Below are 18,149 nucleotides of genomic sequence, written 5' to 3' on the forward strand. Positions count from 1 at the left end.
ACGCTATCAAGGAGGTGACATCTTGCCGCGTGAAAGCAGAGCCCAGTATTTCCGCGAACGTCGAAAACAGCGCAAAGCATTTACTGTTGAGCTAAGCAAAGAAAAAATGGAGCGATTCGAGGAGAAGCTGAAAGAAAAAAATATCACCAAGACCGATTGGCTCAACGAGAAGATCGACGAAGAGCTGGGCAAATAAAAATAGAGTGCTGGCTACACCACAACAAGAACACCAACACTCTATTTACCAAGCCCGGAGGTATGGCAAATCTGATTATGCCACAACTCCGGGTAAAAATCAAGGAGGTACCTATGAGTTTAAAAAAAGAACTGCTGGAGCTAGAGACAACGGCCAATCAGATTTCCAGAATGGTCAACGCCGTAGAGCTGATGGCCATGGGACTGGACATGAGGGACGATCCCTATGCCGACGGTTTTTTCGCCGTCTGCGGCTATCTGGTCCAGACCGGCCAAACCCTGCGGCAGCAGGTGGAAAACTGCCTGCACGCCCTGTAATTCAAGTCCCCTGGCCTAAGCCAGGGGACTTTCATTCAGCTCAGCATAGCGGTCAGGGTTTCCAGCAGCTTGCTAATGTTGATGGGCTTGGAGATGTGCCCATTCATGCCGGAGCGCAGGGCCTCCTGCTTATCCTCCTCAAAGGCGTTGGCCGTCATGGCCAGGATGGGGATACCCGCCAGCTTGGGGTCCTCCAGCTGCCGGATCTGCCGGGTGGCCTCATAGCCGTTCATCACGGGCATCTGCACGTCCATCAGCACCAGCTGATACCACCCCGGCTGGGACTGGGTCACCATATCCACCGCCTGCTGGCCGTCCTCCGCTGTCTCCACCAGGAACCCGGACTCCTCCAGGATCGCGGTGGCGATCTCCTGATTCAGCTCGTTGTCCTCCACCAGTAGGATGCGGCCGGTGTGGGAGGACTCCTCCGGCCCCTTCTCATCCGGCTCCTCCTCCTCCTCGATCCGCACCAGGTCGTTCAGACAGCTGCGCAGCTCAGACAGGAACAGCGGCTTGGAACAGAAGGCGTTGATCCCCGCCTCCCGGGCCTCGTCCTCGATATCCGACCAGTCATAGGCGGTGAGCACAATGATGGGGACCTGTTCGTCGACCTCCTTGCGGATGCGCCGGGCCACCTCGATGCCGTTCATGTCGGGCAGCAGCCAGTCGATGATGTACACACTATAGTTGTCGCTGCGCATCACAGCCTGACGGGTGCGCAGCACCGCCTCCTTGCCCGACAGGGTCCACTCCGCCCGCATGCCGATCTGCTGGAGCATGCAGGACACGCTGTCGCAGGTGTTGAAGTCGTCGTCCACCACCAGCGCCCGGCAGCCCTTCAACTCGGGAATGGTCTGGGGCTCCTTCTCCTCCGAGCACAGGCGGAAGGTGATGACCACGGTGAACTCCGTGCCAACCCCCTGCTTGCTCTTGACCGAGATGTCTCCGTTCATCATGTCCACAATGTTCTTGGTGATGGCCATGCCCAGGCCAGTGCCCTGAATGCCGCTGGTGGTGGAGTTGCGCTCCCGCTCGAAGGGTTCAAAGATGCGGGCTACAAACTCCTCACTCATCCCGATGCCTGTATCCTTGATGACAAACTCATAGGTGGCGTGTCCCGCCGGAGCGCCGGGCTTCTCGGTCACCCGAACGCTGACCACCCCGCCTGCGGGGGTATACTTCACCGAGTTGCTCAGCAGATTGAGCAGGATCTGGTTCAGCCGCAGCCGGTCGCAGTAGATCTCCTCATTCACCACATCCACCGCGTCCATATACAGCTCCAGCTGCTTGGCGTGGACGTCCGCCTGCACGATGCTGCGCAGGCCGTGGAGGATGTTGGGCATGGAGCAGGGCTTCTCCTCCAGGGACATTTTTCCGCTCTCGATACGGCTCATATCCAGCACATCATTGATCAGGCTGAGCAGATGATTGCCCGAGGTCATAATCTTTTTCAGATAGCCCTCCACCTGGTCCCGCTGGTCGATATGGGTCGTGGCCAGGGCGGTAAAGCCGATGATGGCGTTCATAGGCGTGCGGATATCGTGGGACATGTTGGACAAGAAGACGCTCTTGGCCTTGTTGGCCCGGTTGGCCTGGTCCAGGGCGTCCTTCAGCACGTCCATCCGCTCCATTTCCTTGCGGGTCTCCTCGTCCACGCTGCGGAAGCCCAGCACCACCGCCCGGGTGCTCCCCCAGTCGCCGGTGTGCACCGCCTTCATCTGGAAATAGCGCACCTGACCCTCACACACGGTGCGGTAGCTGGCATAAAACTGTCCCTTGGCGCCCAACTCGATGCGCAGCCGCTCCCGGGTGCAGATCCGCAGCATCTGTTCCCGATCCTCCGGGTGGACGCAGCAGTCGATATACCGCTCCATGCACTCCTCCAGGATCAGCTCGCCGGAAAATAAATCGTCCAGCACGCCGGGCCTGCACTCGTGGGTCCGCAGGGCCCGTCCTGTTCCGCCGTCCAGGTCAAAGACGCACACCAGGTTGTAGTCGATGGACAGCGCCTGCACCAGCTCCATCTGGCGGCGCTCCTCCTTCATGCGCTCCTCCTGCTCCCGCTCCTTCTGGGTGGTACAGTCCAGCAGGAACCGCTGATAAAACAGCTCGCCGTTCTCCTCCATCAGCTTGACGTTTCCCATCACGTGGCGAATGTCCCCGTCGGTGTGGCGGACCCGGTACTCGATGTTGATGTTGTCCCCCACTTTTTTCAGGGTCTGGATGCCGGTGCGCAACCGCTCCTGATCCTCCTCCATCACCGAGGAGGCGATCATGTCAAAGCCGGCGGCCATCATGGCCTCCTCCGATTCGAAGCCCAGCACCTGAAGGGCGGCCCGGTTAATGCTGATGATGTGGGAGCCGTCCAGGGTGTGGCACATCACGCCGCAGTCCATGGTGGTGAACAGGTTCTCCAGCTCCCGGTTTTTGTCGATCAGCTCCTGCTCATAGGCCCGCTCCTGGGTCACATCGATGCCCAGGCCGGTGGTGCCCATCACGGTGCCGTCGCAGTCGTACAGGGGGGACTTGTAGGTGGTGAGCAGCCGCTGCCCGCCGCCGGCCTGGATGACCTCCTCCGAGATGCAGGTCTTCTGGGTCTCCATCACCACCCGCTCCGACTCGATGCAGGCGGGATCGTCCTGCTCCACGTCCCAAATGTAGGCGTGCCGCTGGCCCTGCACCTGCTCCTTGGTCTTGTTCACCGTGGCGCAGAAGGCGTCGTTCACCTTCTCGTGGACGCCGTCCTTGTCCTTGAACCAGACCAGGCTGGGGGTGCTGTTGATCAGCGCATCCAGGTACTGATTGGCCTGCCATAAATCCATGCGCTGCTTCTGCTTCTCCTGCCAGCGGATAAAGCGAAAGATCAGCTCCTCTCTGGACAACGGCAGCGTCCACAGCTCGTCGGCCAGAGACAGGCTGTCCCCCAGGGCCGCGATCTGATCCTTCTCCGCCAGGAGGATCAGCTGGGCGGATTCCTTTTTCCCCTCCGCCAGCGCGCGTACCGATCCCTCCCCGGCCAGAGGGACGGCCAGGATCACGTCTGCTCTGGCCAGCAGCGCCGCCCGGGGCTCACTACTGTCCAGAAAGGAGTGGTTGAAGGAATCCAGCGGCGTCAGCGTTTGGACCGTCTCCAGCACCTCAGACGGACAGTGAATGAGATAAAATTCCATATGGCAGCGATACATAACTCGGTCCCTCCTGTGCGGCAAGATACTTCAATTTATTTTAATCCCCTAAAGCCGTTCTGTCAACAATCATCCGGAAGAAAAGCGGGGAACCAGGCCCTCTTCCACGCTTGCTCTATATTATTCTCAGGAACACAGACTGACAACCGGCAGCCCAGTCAGGGCTGCCGGTGTTATTTGCGTCACTTCAGCAGCCGCTGCAGCTCCGACCGTCCCCTCCGGCTGTGGAGGTACCAGGCCACCTCGGGCTGGAGAAGGATGGTCTTCTTCACGTCCTCCATCAGCGTGCCCGCCGCCGCCGTGTCCCGCACGATGGCCGCCGCCGGGCCGGCCTGCCGTCCGCCGGAGTACCCGCTGGAGCCCAGCGTCAGCTGGCTGTACAGCGCCTGATATACCGACTGGATCTGGGACACCCACTGGCGGTCCGCGTTCACGATGGCCAGCGACGCCTGGGCGTACTCCTGGGTGGACACCTGCATCATATCCAGCCGCATCGCCCGGGTGGACAGCGGGAACTGCGGCAGCGTCACCGTTCCACCGCCCATCCGCAGCGGGATTCCTTCCTCGGGCTCGGGCTCAGGCTCGGATTCCGGCTCCGGCTCATCCTCCGTTCCAATGGTGGCGGCCAGAATGCCGGCCGGACCCTCGGCGTAGCCGATGTTTACGTGGCTGTCCTCCCCCATGGAGATACCCCACAGGCCGCCGCCGCTCTCAAACACGTTCCTGGACCCGCTGGCCAGCGTCAGGAAGACCTCATTGTCCCGGCCCAGATCAAAGGCTTTCCCCTCCGGCACCCGGCACATCACCCCATTCAGCATCAGCCGGATCAGGGCGATGTGATCTGCCAGCACCAGCCGCCCGCTGAAGGGCTCCTCGTTGGCGTCCATCCCGGCGCCGCCGGAGATCCCGGTCACCTGAGCGGTCAGAATACGCAGGGTGTGGGACTCCTCCTCATAGATCCAGTCCTGTCCCTCCTCGCCGCCGGTGACGGTAAAGGGATTGGGGTACATATCCACCTCCTGGAACTGCTGCCGCCGCTGCTCCCAGCGCACGTAGGCGTACCGGCTCTGAAGCTGTCCGGACTTGTCCTTTCCCTGCAGCAGAACGGCGTGGATGTCGCAGCCGTGGCTCGGGTCCCCCTTATTCAGCCAGAGCCGGGCAGCGTCGCCATTCATCAGGGACTGCCGGGTCGCCGCCTTGCCGTCCACCTCCAGCTTGGTGAGGGTGCTCAGGCTGGGCATCAGGGCCTTCCACACCAGGTCGAACGCCTCCAGAGGCTTGCCCTCCGGAGTGCGTACCGCGACCGCCCGGGCCAGCAGGGTAGCCGCGCTCTCCAGCGTCACCGGGACGGTCCACTCCTTGGAGGGCCGCTCCCCCGCCTCCTCGATCAGCGTCACCTCTCCGGTCAGCCGCAGTAGGTTGGAGCCGTCTCCGCTCAGCGTGCCCAGGCGCAGCTGTCCGCTGCCGCCCACCTCCAGGGACGCCCCCTTCTCCATCTGAAGCCCGCCCAGCTGGGTCTCCCCCTCACTGACCACTCTGGCCTGGGAACCCTCCACAGTAAGGCGGTCCGCCTTCACATCCTGGAGCGTCACCTGGCCGGAGCCGGTGAGCCGGATGGCTGCCGCCTGCTCCTGGCCGTTCCCCTGGATGACCACGTCCGCCGGTCCGGCGATGGTGACCTCCCCCGTGGCCTCGTTGAAGGTCACGCCGGACAGGTCCGTCCCCGTGATCTGGAGCGCACCGGCCCGCAGGGTCTCCGGAGCGGTCCCCGCCGCGGCGTTCGTTGCCGGCCCGGAGGCTTCCGCCGTCTCCGCCCTGCCGTCCGGCACACCGGCCTCCGGCTCCAGCGTGGTCTGGGAGCTCTCCAGCGCGGTCAGAAGGCTCATCATCAGATCCAGGTTCATTCCCCCGATTCCCATCAGCAGGGACAGCAGAGGCGATCCCATATCCAACGTCTCCAGAGCCGTCTCGGGCGGCATGCCCGCCGTCAGCTTCTCCAGCAGCTGGCGCACCGCGTCCAGCATCTCGTCCATGTCGATCTCGCCGGACAGGAGTCCCTCGATCAGGTCCGCCTTTCCGTCGATAAACAGCGGCTTATCCCCGGCGGACACACTGTTCACCATACGTTCGATTTTGGACACCAGCTTTTCCAGCTCCGTCTGGAGGGCCTCCCGGTCGGGCTCCTCGCCGTCAATGGACTCCTTGGTCAGCTCCTCGATCTTGTCCAGGCTGTCCTGCACCTCGTCCAGCACCGCCTGGCCCAGCTGAAGGGCATTGCGGCTCTCCCGCAGCTGGCCCTCCGTCTGGCCGATCCTGGTCATCAGGTCCTGCAGGGTATCGGAGATGTTTACCGTACCGGCCGCCGCCGCCTTCTGCGCCGGGGCGCTGGCAGACTGCTTCTCCGTCTTCACCACACCCTGAAGATTGGGGGGTGTAAAGGTCATGTTGTCCCTGCGTATGGTCAATTCACTCATAATCTGTGCCTCCTCCCGTCCGGTCACTGCCACTACCCTGTATATCGGCACCGAAACGGAAAAAATAAGGAGCCGCTCCTCCGGACCGCTCCGGCCAGAATCACGACGCTTTGTATGGCACAGGTTCCGCCAGCAGCTCCCGAATCAAATGGCGGCGCGGACAGATGTGGTTGTGAGAATTGGACAAGACTGGTGGAATTTTCTCAAACATGTGATATAATAAGCGGGGGTGTTTGAATTGCCGAACAAAGGTATGGGTAAGTTCAAGCAAAAGCTGCTGAAATCGGTTTCCCGAAAGATGGTCCTTCTGCTGCTCCTTTCTGCGCTGATCTTCACCATGGGCCAGTACGCCGTCATCCTGCTCGGCAACGAGGGGAACGTCCGCAGCCATCTTCAGGAGCTGAAGGCGTCCTACCGCCAGCTCGACCGCATCGACACCGAATTCCTGCGGGACGAGGAGACGATGCGGGCGGCCCGCGCCGTGCTGACCGGAGAGCAGGGCGCCGCGCGGCTTCAGCAGCTGGTGCGCAGATTGAATCTGCAAAGCCCGGTCTCCAGCGAGTTCATCCTGAGCGATCTGCATGGCAGCGTCCTGGCGGCTTCCTTTCCTGGAAGCACGCTTACCTCCTATCTATGGAACTACAACGCCGCCATCTGCTACCATGCGCGGAACTGCGGGGAGGACGAGATCTACCGCTCCGTCTATTACGACAACAGCACCTACTCCGACCGCATGTTTGTCAAGCCGGTCTATCAAGACTCCGCCCTCCTGGGCTTTCTGACCCTCTATCTCTCCGGGGCCGGGTGGAACTACTCCCTGTCCGACACCAACTTTGACGGCGTGATCACCGATCTCCGGGGCAACATTATGTACAGCAGCAAGCATGCCTTTGCCTCGGTGGACAACAAATTCAGCTGCGCCAGCCACGGCTCTGTGGAGCTCAACGGCCTGCGGTACTGGGCCCTCAGCGAGACCACCCCAGACGGCGGCGCGATCATCTACTCGCTCGTCTACTACCCCCGCAGCGGCGCGCTCATCGCCGGCCTCATCGCCCTGGCCATGGCCGCTGCGGCCTGGTATGTGACGGCGCGGAACGTCTTCGCCAGCATGGCCGCCAGCAGCGCCGCCAGCGTGGAGCATCTGGTGCAGGAGCTCCGGTATATCCGCACCACCGACTCCGGGCACCGAATCGAGATGGACAGCGGCGACGAGTTCAGCGAGGTGGCCCATCAGACCAACTATATGCTGGACGCCCTCAAGGAGCTCAACGAGCGCAACACCGAGCTGCTGCGGCGGAGCAACCGCATCGAGATGGAGCAGCTCACCGCCCAGATGAACCCCCACTTTCTGTACAATACACTGGAGATCATCCGGACCCTGGCCCTCTTTGACGGCGTAAAGGCGGAGCAGGTCATCACCGAGCTGACCCAGGTCCTGCGGTACAGCATTGATTTTTCGCGGGACGAGGTGCCCCTCCAGGACGACATTTTCTACATACAAAGCTATCTCAACATCCAAAAGGTCCGCTTTGGCAGCCGCTTCCGCTGCCAGCTGGACATCGCGCCGGAGTGCATGGACTGCATGGTGCCCAAGCTCCTTCTTCAGCCGCTGCTGGAAAACAGCATCAAGTACGGCTTCCGCCGCAGGATGGAGCTCCAGATCCGCGTGGAGGGCCGTCTGGAGGAGGGCGCGCTCCTCTTCCGCGTGGCCGACGACGGCGGCGGGATGGAGGAGGAGCAGGCTCTGGCGCTGCAGGCCCAGCTGGCCTCCCATGACCGGGACTCCCCCTCCATCGGCCTGCGGAACCTGGCCCGGCGGCTCGACCTGAAGTATGGCAGCAAAAGCGGCGTGGAGGTGGTGAACCACGAGGGACGCGGCTTCGAAGTGCTGGTCCGCATAGAAGACAGGAGGAATCCAACGTGTACCAAGTCTTGATCGTAGAGGACGAGGAGATCATCCGAAAGGGGCTGGTATATGCCATCCCCTGGAGCGCCATGGACTGCTGCGTCGTTGGGGAGGCCGCCAACGGCGTGGAGGGGGCCGAGCAGATCCGGAAGCTGAACCCGGATATCGTCATCGTGGACATCAACATGCCGGTGAAGGACGGTCTGGAGATGCTGCGGGAGACCACCGGAGCCTATCATTTTTCCGCCATCATCCTGTCGGGGTACTCCAGCTTTGACTACGCAAAGACCGCCGTACACCTGGGCGTGACGGAGTACCTGCTCAAGCCCATCAACCGGGAGGAGCTTCAGGCGGCTGTGGAAATCGCCAAACAGCGCCAGGAGATGCGGCACGCCTGGGCGGACCGCCGTCAGGAGCAGGGAGAGCTCCTGGGCCTGCAGCTGATCCACAAGACGGTGGACGAGGAGACCGATCAGGTGGTGCGTCAGATGCTGGACTTCATCCAGCAGCATTTCAGCGAAAAGATCGTGATGCAGGACGTTGTCGGCCGCCTCAATTACAGCGAGACCTTTTTGAACAAGCGCTTCAAAAAGGTGACCGGCATGACCTTTACCGAATACCTGAACCGGTTCCGCATCCAAAAGGCGGTCGAGATTTTAAACGACGAGAACACCTCCTCCCCCGAGGTTGGTTATCTCTGCGGCTTCAGCACCCCCAAGTACTTCAGGGACGTTTTTCGCAAATACGTCGGATGTACGCCAAAGGAGTACCGGGAAGCAGCCAGAAACCATTCAAAATGGCCTGAGACCCAATAAGGGTCTCAGGCCATTTTGTTCGGTCTGCGGACGGCTTTGCCTGGGGAAGGGCGCTGCCGCCGCAGAAGGAGGCTGAAGCTCAGTGCAGGTCAGCCCACATGGAGTTCCACTTGTCCATGATGGCGCTCTTGTTGGCGGCCAGATAGTCGAAGTCCAGGTCCACGAGACCCAGGGTGCTGTCGTCAGGCAGGCCGCAGAGGGTCAGGTCGCACTGACCGTTGGAGCCGCGGCCGGCGGACACGGCGGCGCGGGCGTCCTGGAACTCCGCAGAGGACAGCAGATCCATCATCGCCTTGGCGGCGGGCAGGTTGGGGGCGTCCTTCACGATGGCGGCTCCGCCGGCCATGGCGGTGTTGCCCTCCGACATATAGATGCACTCCACATCGGAGGCGCCGTCATTGATCAGGGCGGCGACGGTGGACTCATAGGACAGACCGGCTACATACTCGCCGTTGATGACCAGGTTGTAGACGTCCTTGGAGGAGGTGGTGGAGAAGCTCAGCGGCATCAGCTTGGAGATGTAGTCCCAGCTCTTGTCGTCGTCGAACTCGTCGCCCATAACAGCCAGGATGGTCTGGACCTGACGCCAGCCGGAGGAGGTAGCGTCGGGCGCGGCCAGGATGATCTTCCCGTTGAGGGCGTCGTTGATCAGGTCGTTATACCCCTTGATTTCCACGCCCAGCTGGGCCTCCAGGGCGGTGTTGACGATCAGGCACATGACCTGGACGTCATAGAACGTGTAGTAGCCGGTCTCGTCGTGATAGAGCTGCTCCGCGTCGCAGGCGGCGGTGTAGGGCTGCAGGATGTCGTGGTAGGTATCGCCGTCCGCCGCGAACATGCCGCCGATGACCACGTCGGCGTCGCACTGCTCGTCGCCCCGGATTCGGGTGGCCAGGGTGCCGACCGAGTCAGCCTGGATCTCGATCTCACAGTCGGGATAATACTTGCTCCACAGGTCCACCAGGACCTCCTGCTGGGTCTCCTCCATGGTGGTGTAGACGGTGACCTTGCCGGTGATGGTGGAGGGGTCGCTGATGTAGTAGGGCAGCTCGCTTCCCGCGGCGTCGCTTCCTGCGGGATTGGTGGACGACGGAGAGGGCGTTCCGCTGCCGCTGCCGCTGCTGGCGGGAGTGCTGCTGTTCCCGCCGCCGCAGGCGGCCAGGGAGAGGGTCATAGCCAGGGCCAAAAGCAGAGATACATATTTTTTCATGTTTCATTCCTCCTGTTTTGTTTATCATAATGCTTCCCCAAGCATTATTGGCAAAAGTTCACATCTGGACATGGTCCAGGTCGGTAAAGTGGAGATAGACGACCAGACACAGTACCGTCAGCGCCATGGTGATGGTGGCGAACACCGCGGCTACGCCGTAGGTGCCGTTGACGATGGCGGCGTAGGTGCTCAGCGTCAGGGTGATGGTGCGGTTGTTGTACAGGATCACGCCGGAGGACATCTCGGTGATGATGGACACGAAGCTCAGCACCGCGCCGGAGATGATGCCGCTGCCCATCATTGGGACCGTGATCTTGATGAAGGCGGCCAGGCGGGGAGCCCCCAGACTCAGGGCCGCCTCCTCGATGGAGATTGGGATCTTCATCATGGCCGCCGTGGCCGAACGGCTGGTAAACGGCATTCGCCGGATCGCCAGAGCGATGACCATGATGCCGATGGTGCCGGTAAAGGCCAGGGGCTTGCGGGAGAAGGCCAGGATCAGCGAGATGCCAATGACCGCCCCCGGCATGATGTAGGGCAGCATGGAGATGGTGTCGATGGCGTGATTGAGCACGTTCCCCCGGCGGACCACCAGGTAGGCAATCAGAACGGCGATGACGATGATGACCGCCAGCGTGATCACGCTGATGAGCAGCGTGTTGCAGATGGAGCGGGCGAGCAGCTTCTGCATGGCCTTCTGGTAGTTCTTCAGGGAGTAGCCGGGCTGAAGAATGGTGTTGTTGTAATTGCGGAAGGACATGTTGACGATGTAGAGCTGGGGCAGCATGGCGACCCCCACCAGAATATAACAAAACCCGTGCATCAGAACCCCCTTGAACCCCCGAGGGGCCTTGGGGTCGATGGGATGGAGGGAGTTGATAGTGAACTTAAAGCGGCTGGTGGCCACCTTCTGGAGGATGAAAATCACGGCGGTGACCACAACGGCGATCACGCTGGTGGCGGCGGCGAAGTGATAGTTGGAGCCGTTTTCCCCCAAGAACTGGTTGTAGATCAGCACGGGAAAGGTGCTGTACCCCCGTCCGATCAGCGCCGGCGTACCGAAGTCCGCAAAGGAACGCATGAACACCAGCAGCGCCCCGGCCAGGATGGTGGGCATGGTCAGGGCCATCGTCACCCGCCGGAAACGGTCCAGCCCCTTGCAGCCCATGCTCTCGGCGGCCTCCAGCAGGGAGTTGTCAATATCCCGGAACGCGCCGTTCATATAGATCACAATCAGCGGGAACAGCTTTAGCACCTGGACGAACACGATGCCGCCAAAGCCGTAGATGGAGACGGTGGGCAGTCCCAAGGAGGCGATGAACTTGGTGATCAGGCCGGAGTTGCCCAGCAGCAGGATCCATGCATATGCGCCGATGAAAGGGGCGGACATGGTGCACAACAGGCACAGGATCAGCAGGACCTTCCGTCCCTTGAGCCGGAAGAAGGAGTAGAAGTAGGAAAAGGGAATCCCGATCAGCAGGGAGAGGACGGTGACCACAATGGCGATCTTGACGCTGTTGAAAATCGAGGCGTAGTAGTAGGACTTGCCGAAAAACTCCTGAAAGGCGTCCAGAGAGAAGACACCGTCTTTGTACACGGCCTCAATGAGGAGGCGGCCGATGGGGTAGACCAGGAAGAACAGGAAGAGCGCCAGCAGGCACAGAGAGACGGCGCTCCAAATGTCGAACCGCGCCTTTTTCGCACTCATGCCCCCACCTCCGGCAGCTCCACGCTGTGCTTCACGCCGGTCATCAGGCTCAGGGAGGTCTCCTTGTCAAAGACATTGGCCTTTCCGGCGTTGATGGTGAGGAGGATGGAGCTGCCGGGCCGGATCATGGAATCGATCTCGGACTCCTGGATAATCTCCACCTCTTCTCCGTTTTCCAGCTGAGCAAAGTAGTGGGTGTTGGGCCCCAGGAACACGCTGTCCCGTATCGTTGCCCTCAGCCCCTCCGACGTCTCGCCGTCCCGCCAGACCTTGAACTCCTCCGGACGGATGGACAGGATCACCTCCCGGCTGCCCACGGCGTCGGGACGGATGGTATGGAAGGGGATGCGTCCGCTGCCGCAGACCGTGATGTAAGCCTGGCCGTTTTCCTCGCTCATCTGGCCGGCGAGCAGGTTGGTCTTTCCAATAAAGGTCGCCACAAACACGTCGGCGGGGCGCTGGTAGATGTTGTCCGGCCTGCCGCAGTGGTGGATCACTCCGTCCTTCATCACGGCGATCCGGTCGGAGATGGCCATTGCCTCCTCCTGGTCGTGGGTCACGTAAACGGTGGTGATGCCCACCTCGTGCTGGATGCGCTTGATAACAGTGCGCATCTCCACCCGCAGCTTGGCGTCCAGATTGGAGAGGGGTTCGTCCATCAGCAGGACGTCCGGCTCAATGACCAGCGCCCGGGCCAGGGCGATCCGCTGCTGCTGGCCGCCGGACAGCTGCTCCGGCATCCGCTCGGCGTACTCGTCCACGTGGACCAGCTTCATGAACTTATCCGCTTCCTCCCGCATCCTGCTCTTCGGCATGTTCCGGTACTTCAGGCCAAATTCCACGTTTTTGCGGACAGTCAGGTTGGGGAAAATGGCGTAGTTCTGAAAGACCATGCCGATGCCCCGCTTGCCGGGCTCCATGCTGTTGATCTCCTTGTCATTGAAGCGGAAGGACCCGCCCTCAATGCTGTTGAACCCGGCGACCATGCGCAGGAGGGTCGTCTTCCCGCAGCCGGAGGGGCCCAGCAGCGTGAAAAACTCTCCGTTGGCGATCTTTACGGACAGATCGGGGATCACAGTCAGGCTGCCATACTTTTTCACCGCATGTTCAATGGAAATGGTAACACTCATAAATCATTCCCCCAGCATCAAAATAGTAAACAATCCAAATCTTTGATTGTTTCTATTATATACAAAGCAGAGCCGCTCTGCTACCCAAAATTTCATTCAAAAAGTCAAAAAAGAAAACAGTTTCCCCTCCGTGAGAGGAAACTGTCCTCGGTTCGATCTGTGGACGCATCCTAAGGATGGGAGAAACGGCCAAATAGGATTATGGAAGAAAAAAGCCCCGAAACCCTTGCAAATACCAGGGTTTCGGGATTTTATCATTGGTGCGGCTGACGGGAGTCGAAAATGAGGAGCTCTGCTTTTTCGCATTTTCCAGTTTCCGATTTTCCTTGATATTTCAACGTTTTTCAGACTTTCGATTTTTTTGGACCGTACTCCCATTTGCTCCTGTTTGCTGAAAATAACGACCAAATAACGACCAAAATATAGGGCCAAGGGAACACTCCCCCGGCCCTCTCACCGTCATTCAGGAAAGACACGTACCAACTCGATAAAGCAACCATTCAGGACATTGACCTTTGCTACACCATCCCGTCCGTATACTTCGTGCAACTGCAAGACGCCGTAGTCATCCCGCAACATGACCTGTACTGTTTTATCCTCCGGATTTACTGTCCAGTATTCCCGGACCCCGGCCCTCTGATACAGGCCCAGCTTGACAAGCCGGTCATGCCGCTGTGTGGAGGGTGACAGGATTTCTATAATCAGGTCTGGAGCACCCTTGCAGCCGTGATCGTCCAGCTTGTCAGAATCGCAGACCACAGATATGTCGGGTTCGACCATTGTATCTACATCTTCCGGCCTGGCTCCGTCCTGTTCAAAGAGACGGACACCGAAAGGGGCCGGGTATACCTTGCAGCGTTTTCCCTCCAGGTAGTTGTAAAGCTGTGCTGCAATTGCTACACTGATTTCCTGATGGACCCTCGACGGCGGAGCCATCATGAACGCTTCGCCGTTGATGATCTCTATGCGTTCGCTTTCATCCCAGGTCAGGACATCGGCGAAGGTGTACCGCTTGTTCTCTGCCGGTAATTCCATAATGTGACCTCCTTTATGCCGCCTGTAAATAGTCGATGATAGCGACCTCGCTCATAATGCTTCGCTTCACGGCCTCTACGATCTTCTCCAGCTGCTTGGCTACCTCGCTGCTGTAGGATGCTTCCCCACACTGCTGGCACACTCTGGCCGGGACATTCTTCACGATCACCACACAGGCCCCCAGGTCCACGATAAACTTGGTGGTCGTTTCGATGGTCTGACCTTTACAATAGAAGCAAGTCATTTTCTCACCCTCCTTGTCTTCAAATCAGCTTCCCATTCATCGGGGTCCGGATGGTATGCAGTTATCATCCATATCTCGCCGGGGCCTTGGCCACAGCACACGTGAAGGGCATTCCCGGAGGCATCGGTTCCCAGCAGCAGACAACTGGGATATGGATAATTATTTGGGTAGTCCTCAATAATCTCTCCGCTATGGATCGCTTGGAGCACATCGGCCTGAGAGATACCTCGTAACAGGAGCCGCTTCATCACATGGTCAGTCCAGCGGATTGCATCAACTGCACATAGCTTCTGCAAATCAGTAATATCCATGCGCTATCCCTCCTCAGAGGCCGCAGGAACCCCGCCGTCCCGCTCCATAGTCTCAGAGATTGCCCGGTTGATAAAGCCGTTCACGCTCTCTCCACGGGCCTCTGCGTGGGCTTTGATGGTATCCTTCTGGCCCTTCTTCATCCTGATTTGGTAAACGTCGTAATTTTCTTTCATGTATTTGCTGACGGCTTTCTGCTGTGCTTTTGATGCTGGCATATATTCACCTCCTGGGGGGCGGAATCCAATTCCGACACCTCCTCCATTATGGCCTTATTATACCTTATTTGTCTATCGAATGCAATACACAAAACAGCCAATATATCGAATGCAATATTGTTCACTCCGCCCATTGATATATCGAATTCGATATGTTATTATATCATTGTTAGGAGGGAACAGCCCCGGCGAAGGTGGACGGGTAACAGCAAGAACACCACAGAAGAGTGGGGATGGATGCGGTAAGTCGGCCACGTGAGGCGCATGCAATGCCACCCACCGCCAAGGCTCAGGCCCGCAAAATACAATCAGGAGGTAAACAGCTATGAGCATCAGCGAAATCGAGAGCAAAATCCGGGAGCTGCGGCAGCTCCAAGCCCTGGTGGATGAGGCCGAGTCCGAGATGGAGACCATCAAGGACGCTCTGAAAGCCCACATGGGCGATTCTGAGGAGCTTCGGGCCGGGGAGTATAAAGTCACCTGGAAGACCGTGACCGCCTCCAGGCTGGACACAGCGGCCCTGCGCAAGGCCATTCCCGACGTAGCCGCCGCCTTTACCAGGACCACCACAACCCGCCGCTTCTGCGTGGCATGAGAAGGGCCCCATATCCAACCAGCCGACCAAAGCGTTTGGATATAGAGCCCACACACCCCGGAGGGGGACAGGAGTATTATATCCCTCCCCCCTCCAAATATCAACACTGAGGAGGAATTTTTATGGACAGAAGACCAAGCTATGATGAATGGAAGGAATGTCTCCTTCCATTCCTGGCGCAGATCCACAAGCGATCAGCCCGCCGCAAGCTGTGCCGCATGCACAAGGACGGCCCGGTCAAGGAGAGCAAGATACAGTGCCCTGGCGAGGCCGGGGGGACCATGCTTGCCACTATTAGCGCCGATTCGCTCAAATTCTGGCTGGTATACCCTGACGGCAGCAGCTTGTTTATGGAATCCAATGCCGCCGGGAATACGGTCCAAAACATCAGGCGGCCTCCAGTCGGGCCGCTGTGCTGAGGGGAGGTGCAGACATATGGAACTGACACAAGCACAAGCGGAACTGAACAGGCTGGAGTTTATCGAACTTATAAGAGAGGCCAAGGCTCGGAATGACGGTAGTTTTCTTGCTATCTCTGTCCTTCTCCACATGGATCATGACTGTCCCAGTTCATTGGACGGGTACACCACTGAAGACTACCAGAAAGCAATCCAATCGCTCCAGCGTGCCATTACGACATCTCCAGAGCGCAAGCCAGCTTATCAGGAGGCCATCGACTATATCAACGCAAATTTCCTGAATGAGGGGGTAGTTGCTGATGGGTAACCTTACGACAGAAGAAATGTATGCGCTGCTTACGCCTGAAAACAAACAGAAAATCAGCCACCTTGTAGGTGAGCTATTGGAGCAGCAAAGGGAGGAAGAGCTTAATGGATGAGTCCCACAAAAAGGCTCAGGCAACACGGGAGCGCAATCTAGCCGCACAGGCGGCCCTGAGCGAGGAACGTGTATCGTCTAAGCGGGCCGCCCGGCTGGCCCTGCAGCGGGTGACAGAGAACCCGGACGCTACACCGGCGGAACTGCTGGAGGCGGCACGGCTCCTTGCAGAGCTGACACACTAGATCAGAATACCGGCAACGGGGCCGGGATGGCTGTAAGGCTGTCCCGGCCCTTTCCCGCTCCAGGAGGAATATCCCCGCTCAGTTGGAGCGGGACCACCGCCGTAGGGCTCGCTGGCTAGACGCAGGATCAGACACTCACCCTCGCTGCGAGGCGCACTCAGGGCCGTCCTGGGGCCGCCCTGGGGCCGCCCTGGGGCTTTTCTGCTCCGGGGGGAGCATCCCTCTGCCCAATGGAGCAGGACCGGCCACCGGAGCAGCCGTGGGGCTTGCTGGCCAGACGCAGGGACAGACCTCGCCCTTGCCGCAAGGTGCACTCAGGGCCGTCCTAGGGCCGCCTTGGGGCTTTTCTGCTCCACGGGGAGGTATCCCTGCCCAGCTGGAGCAGGGCAGGCCACTGGAGCAGCCGTGGGGCTTGCTGGCCAGACGCAGGGACAGACCCCGCCCTCGCCGCAAGGTGCACTCAGGGCCGTCCTGCAGCCGCCAGGGGACTCCCGCTCCAGGGGAAGGCATCCCCGCCCGGATGGAGCAGGATCAGTCACCGGAGCTGCCGTGGGGAAATCTTCCACGCAGGGGAACGTGCGGTCATCAGGGCAAGGCCCCAAAACTTTCCTGACCTGGAGGGAGGGGTATGCACGGCTGAGCCGTGTCGAGCGTATATGGCCCGCATACGCTCGCACACCCCTGCGCCCAAGCATCCCGGCAGGTTGGCCTTTCATTTCTACACATTTTCGCTATGTTTTTGGGCTGTTTTGCAACCTGTTTTTGGGCATGACAAAGCCGCCCCAACGTACATATGCGTCACGGCAGCGCGCGGACACGAGGTTTTCTCCCTTGTCCTGGACCCACCCGATACGGGCCAAACGGAGAAAATCGTTTTTTTCGGGACGGGGGTGTGGCACTGTCGCAAATCCAGGATACACCCGGAAGGGCCACAGGCGCAAGAGCTTTGCGCAATTTCTACATCCACCTGGGGGAGAAGTTAATACCTCCACCAAGCCCCAACTCTGCCTATAGGCAGAGTGTCAGAATCCCATATAAGCGGCTATAGCGTCCCCCGGTCAATTAGCTCCCGGCTATCTGGCTGTTGGCCGTCCGCTTCTATGTCACTATCTGAATTGTTGTCATGGCGAAAATAGGCTATATATTCGTAGGACCCATAGGTCGTGACCCAATTGTCACCCTCGCACAGCTTACAGTTTACGGGCAGCTCCAACCTTGCGGCCTGATTATGTTCCCTGGCCGTGGTTACTATGGTTTTCTTTAGGTTCGTGGATGCACACCACGCCCGGGCGCTGTTGGGCCGGTCAGCCCATCCGCCGATCAAATAGCCAGCCATAGCGTCAGGGGTTGAATATGCTGTATCCTTAATCCGTTTTATGTGGACATCGCCCCACGGCCAGAGGCTTTTGATTGTCTCCCAATCCTCCGGACTCGCTGCGTTAATAAGTCCGTGGATATGCCAGCGCACTTTATCGGTGTGGTGTGGTGCGTAGATGTATCTGGTTTCCTCGCCTTGCTTCCTCCTCGCTGCACGGAGAAGGTCATAGAATTTCCGCACCTTCTTCTGAAACTCCGCATAGGTAGCCGGTAAATTCTCCGGGGAGAATGTTGGGGTAATCAATAGATCGTCTGGGCCAAAGTTGCCACCAATCAACATGGCCAGCTTGATTTTTGAGTTGGTTTGGTTCACCCTCTCCTGGGCTTTGCTGGTAGCTCTGGAGCGATCAGCCCTGACCCTTGCGCTGTCCTTTGGCTCCGGACAGCTATAGAGACATTCCCGCACAT

18 protein-coding genes are annotated in these 18,149 nt (G+C 59.4%); 8 read left to right on the plus strand and 10 right to left on the minus strand.

Annotated elements, in window-relative coordinates; translation table 11 throughout:
• The first annotated feature begins 22 nt into the window (after positions 1-22).
• Together VV088_RS11595 and VV088_RS11600 are read left to right on the plus strand one after the other, a co-directional pair.
• Positions 23-196 carry a hypothetical protein gene (locus tag VV088_RS11595; protein WP_334600865.1) on the plus strand — a complete coding sequence of 58 codons (174 nt, stop codon included), beginning with the start codon at positions 23-25 and terminating at the stop codon, positions 194-196.
• 113 nt (positions 197-309) lie between these two features.
• Positions 310-513, plus strand: a complete 204-nt coding sequence (locus VV088_RS11600; RefSeq protein WP_334600866.1) for a hypothetical protein — start codon at positions 310-312, stop codon at positions 511-513.
• Positions 514-548: 35 nt separating this feature from the next.
• Here VV088_RS11600 and VV088_RS11605 read toward each other — a convergent pair whose 3' ends face one another.
• Positions 549-3,698 carry a hybrid sensor histidine kinase/response regulator gene (locus VV088_RS11605; RefSeq protein ID WP_334600867.1) on the minus strand — a complete coding sequence of 1,050 codons (3,150 nt, stop codon included), beginning with the start codon at positions 3,696-3,698 and terminating at the stop codon, positions 549-551.
• Positions 3,699-3,880: 182 nt separating this feature from the next.
• Positions 3,881-6,172 (minus strand): hypothetical protein, encoded by a 2,292-nt coding sequence (locus VV088_RS11610; protein ID WP_334600868.1) that lies wholly within the window; start codon positions 6,170-6,172, stop codon positions 3,881-3,883.
• A 238-nt stretch (positions 6,173-6,410) separates the two neighbouring features.
• On the opposite strand from VV088_RS11610, the gene VV088_RS11615 reads away from it, so the two are divergent.
• The gene (locus VV088_RS11615) at positions 6,411-8,108 is read left to right on the plus strand and encodes a sensor histidine kinase (protein ID WP_334600869.1); all 1,698 of its coding nucleotides are present in this window, start codon (positions 6,411-6,413) and stop codon (positions 8,106-8,108) included.
• Positions 8,093-8,893: a response regulator transcription factor gene (locus VV088_RS11620; RefSeq protein ID WP_334600870.1), complete on the plus strand. Its 801-nt coding sequence runs from the start codon at positions 8,093-8,095 to the stop codon at positions 8,891-8,893. Before VV088_RS11615 ends, VV088_RS11620 begins: the two co-directional genes overlap by 16 nt.
• Before the next feature lie 79 nt (positions 8,894-8,972).
• On the opposite strand, the gene VV088_RS11625 is transcribed toward VV088_RS11620, so the two are convergent.
• The 7 genes from VV088_RS11625 to VV088_RS11655 form a co-directional block, all read right to left on the minus strand.
• Positions 8,973-10,103, minus strand: a complete 1,131-nt coding sequence (locus VV088_RS11625; protein WP_334600871.1) for an extracellular solute-binding protein — start codon at positions 10,101-10,103, stop codon at positions 8,973-8,975.
• A gap of 58 nt (positions 10,104-10,161) precedes the next feature.
• Complete coding sequence (locus VV088_RS11630) at positions 10,162-11,811, minus strand: ABC transporter permease (RefSeq protein ID WP_334600872.1); 1,650 nt, start codon at positions 11,809-11,811, stop codon at positions 10,162-10,164.
• A complete protein-coding gene (locus VV088_RS11635; protein WP_334600873.1) occupies positions 11,808-12,941 on the minus strand; it encodes an ABC transporter ATP-binding protein in 1,134 nt (377 codons plus the stop codon). The genes VV088_RS11630 and VV088_RS11635 overlap by 4 nt, the downstream gene beginning before the upstream one ends.
• Positions 12,942-13,400: 459 nt before the next feature.
• Positions 13,401-13,976 carry a Uma2 family endonuclease gene (locus VV088_RS11640; RefSeq protein WP_334600874.1) on the minus strand — a complete coding sequence of 192 codons (576 nt, stop codon included), beginning with the start codon at positions 13,974-13,976 and terminating at the stop codon, positions 13,401-13,403.
• A gap of 13 nt (positions 13,977-13,989) precedes the next feature.
• Complete coding sequence (locus VV088_RS11645) at positions 13,990-14,220, minus strand: type II toxin-antitoxin system MqsA family antitoxin (protein ID WP_334600875.1); 231 nt, start codon at positions 14,218-14,220, stop codon at positions 13,990-13,992.
• Complete coding sequence (locus VV088_RS11650) at positions 14,217-14,531, minus strand: DUF4258 domain-containing protein (protein ID WP_334600876.1); 315 nt, start codon at positions 14,529-14,531, stop codon at positions 14,217-14,219. The genes VV088_RS11645 and VV088_RS11650 overlap by 4 nt, the downstream gene beginning before the upstream one ends.
• A gap of 3 nt (positions 14,532-14,534) precedes the next feature.
• Positions 14,535-14,747: an ABC transporter ATP-binding protein gene (locus tag VV088_RS11655; protein WP_334600877.1), complete on the minus strand. Its 213-nt coding sequence runs from the start codon at positions 14,745-14,747 to the stop codon at positions 14,535-14,537.
• A 325-nt stretch (positions 14,748-15,072) separates the two neighbouring features.
• On the opposite strand from VV088_RS11655, the gene VV088_RS11660 reads away from it, so the two are divergent.
• From VV088_RS11660 to VV088_RS11675, 4 genes are all read left to right on the plus strand, one after another.
• Complete coding sequence (locus VV088_RS11660) at positions 15,073-15,342, plus strand: hypothetical protein (RefSeq protein ID WP_334600878.1); 270 nt, start codon at positions 15,073-15,075, stop codon at positions 15,340-15,342.
• 122 nt (positions 15,343-15,464) lie between these two features.
• A complete protein-coding gene (locus VV088_RS11665; protein WP_334600879.1) occupies positions 15,465-15,761 on the plus strand; it encodes a hypothetical protein in 297 nt (98 codons plus the stop codon).
• Between the two features lie 16 nt (positions 15,762-15,777).
• On the plus strand, positions 15,778-16,068 hold the full coding sequence (locus VV088_RS11670) for a hypothetical protein (RefSeq protein ID WP_334600880.1): 291 nt from the start codon (positions 15,778-15,780) through the stop codon (positions 16,066-16,068).
• A gap of 104 nt (positions 16,069-16,172) precedes the next feature.
• The gene (locus tag VV088_RS11675) at positions 16,173-16,364 is read left to right on the plus strand and encodes a hypothetical protein (RefSeq protein ID WP_334600881.1); all 192 of its coding nucleotides are present in this window, start codon (positions 16,173-16,175) and stop codon (positions 16,362-16,364) included.
• 1,042 nt (positions 16,365-17,406) lie between these two features.
• On the opposite strand, the gene VV088_RS11680 is transcribed toward VV088_RS11675, so the two are convergent.
• Positions 17,407-18,054, minus strand: coding sequence for a rolling circle replication-associated protein (locus tag VV088_RS11680; protein WP_334600882.1), 648 nt, complete (start codon positions 18,052-18,054; stop codon positions 17,407-17,409).
• Between the last annotated feature and the right edge of the window lie 95 nt (positions 18,055-18,149).

Origin of the sequence: Lawsonibacter sp. JLR.KK007 (assembly GCF_036941135.1) — a bacterium.
Classification (GTDB): Bacteria; Bacillota; Clostridia; order Oscillospirales; family Oscillospiraceae; genus Lawsonibacter.

Coding starts and splice junctions, on each gene's coding strand:
- VV088_RS11600 (WP_334600866.1), top strand. CDS start 310: ATGAGTTTAAAAAAAGAACTGCTGGAGCTAGAGACAACGGCCAATCAG.
- VV088_RS11605 (WP_334600867.1), bottom strand. CDS start 3,698: ATGTATCGCTGCCATATGGAATTTTATCTCATTCACTGTCCGTCTGAG.
- VV088_RS11610 (WP_334600868.1), bottom strand. CDS start 6,172: ATGAGTGAATTGACCATACGCAGGGACAACATGACCTTTACACCCCCC.
- VV088_RS11625 (WP_334600871.1), bottom strand. CDS start 10,103: ATGAAAAAATATGTATCTCTGCTTTTGGCCCTGGCTATGACCCTCTCC.
- VV088_RS11630 (WP_334600872.1), bottom strand. CDS start 11,811: ATGAGTGCGAAAAAGGCGCGGTTCGACATTTGGAGCGCCGTCTCTCTG.
- VV088_RS11635 (WP_334600873.1), bottom strand. CDS start 12,941: ATGAGTGTTACCATTTCCATTGAACATGCGGTGAAAAAGTATGGCAGC.
- VV088_RS11640 (WP_334600874.1), bottom strand. CDS start 13,976: ATGGAATTACCGGCAGAGAACAAGCGGTACACCTTCGCCGATGTCCTG.
- VV088_RS11645 (WP_334600875.1), bottom strand. CDS start 14,220: ATGACTTGCTTCTATTGTAAAGGTCAGACCATCGAAACGACCACCAAG.
- VV088_RS11650 (WP_334600876.1), bottom strand. CDS start 14,531: ATGGATATTACTGATTTGCAGAAGCTATGTGCAGTTGATGCAATCCGC.
- VV088_RS11655 (WP_334600877.1), bottom strand. CDS start 14,747: ATGCCAGCATCAAAAGCACAGCAGAAAGCCGTCAGCAAATACATGAAA.
- VV088_RS11660 (WP_334600878.1), top strand. CDS start 15,073: ATGAGCATCAGCGAAATCGAGAGCAAAATCCGGGAGCTGCGGCAGCTC.
- VV088_RS11665 (WP_334600879.1), top strand. CDS start 15,465: ATGGACAGAAGACCAAGCTATGATGAATGGAAGGAATGTCTCCTTCCA.
- VV088_RS11670 (WP_334600880.1), top strand. CDS start 15,778: ATGGAACTGACACAAGCACAAGCGGAACTGAACAGGCTGGAGTTTATC.
- VV088_RS11675 (WP_334600881.1), top strand. CDS start 16,173: ATGGATGAGTCCCACAAAAAGGCTCAGGCAACACGGGAGCGCAATCTA.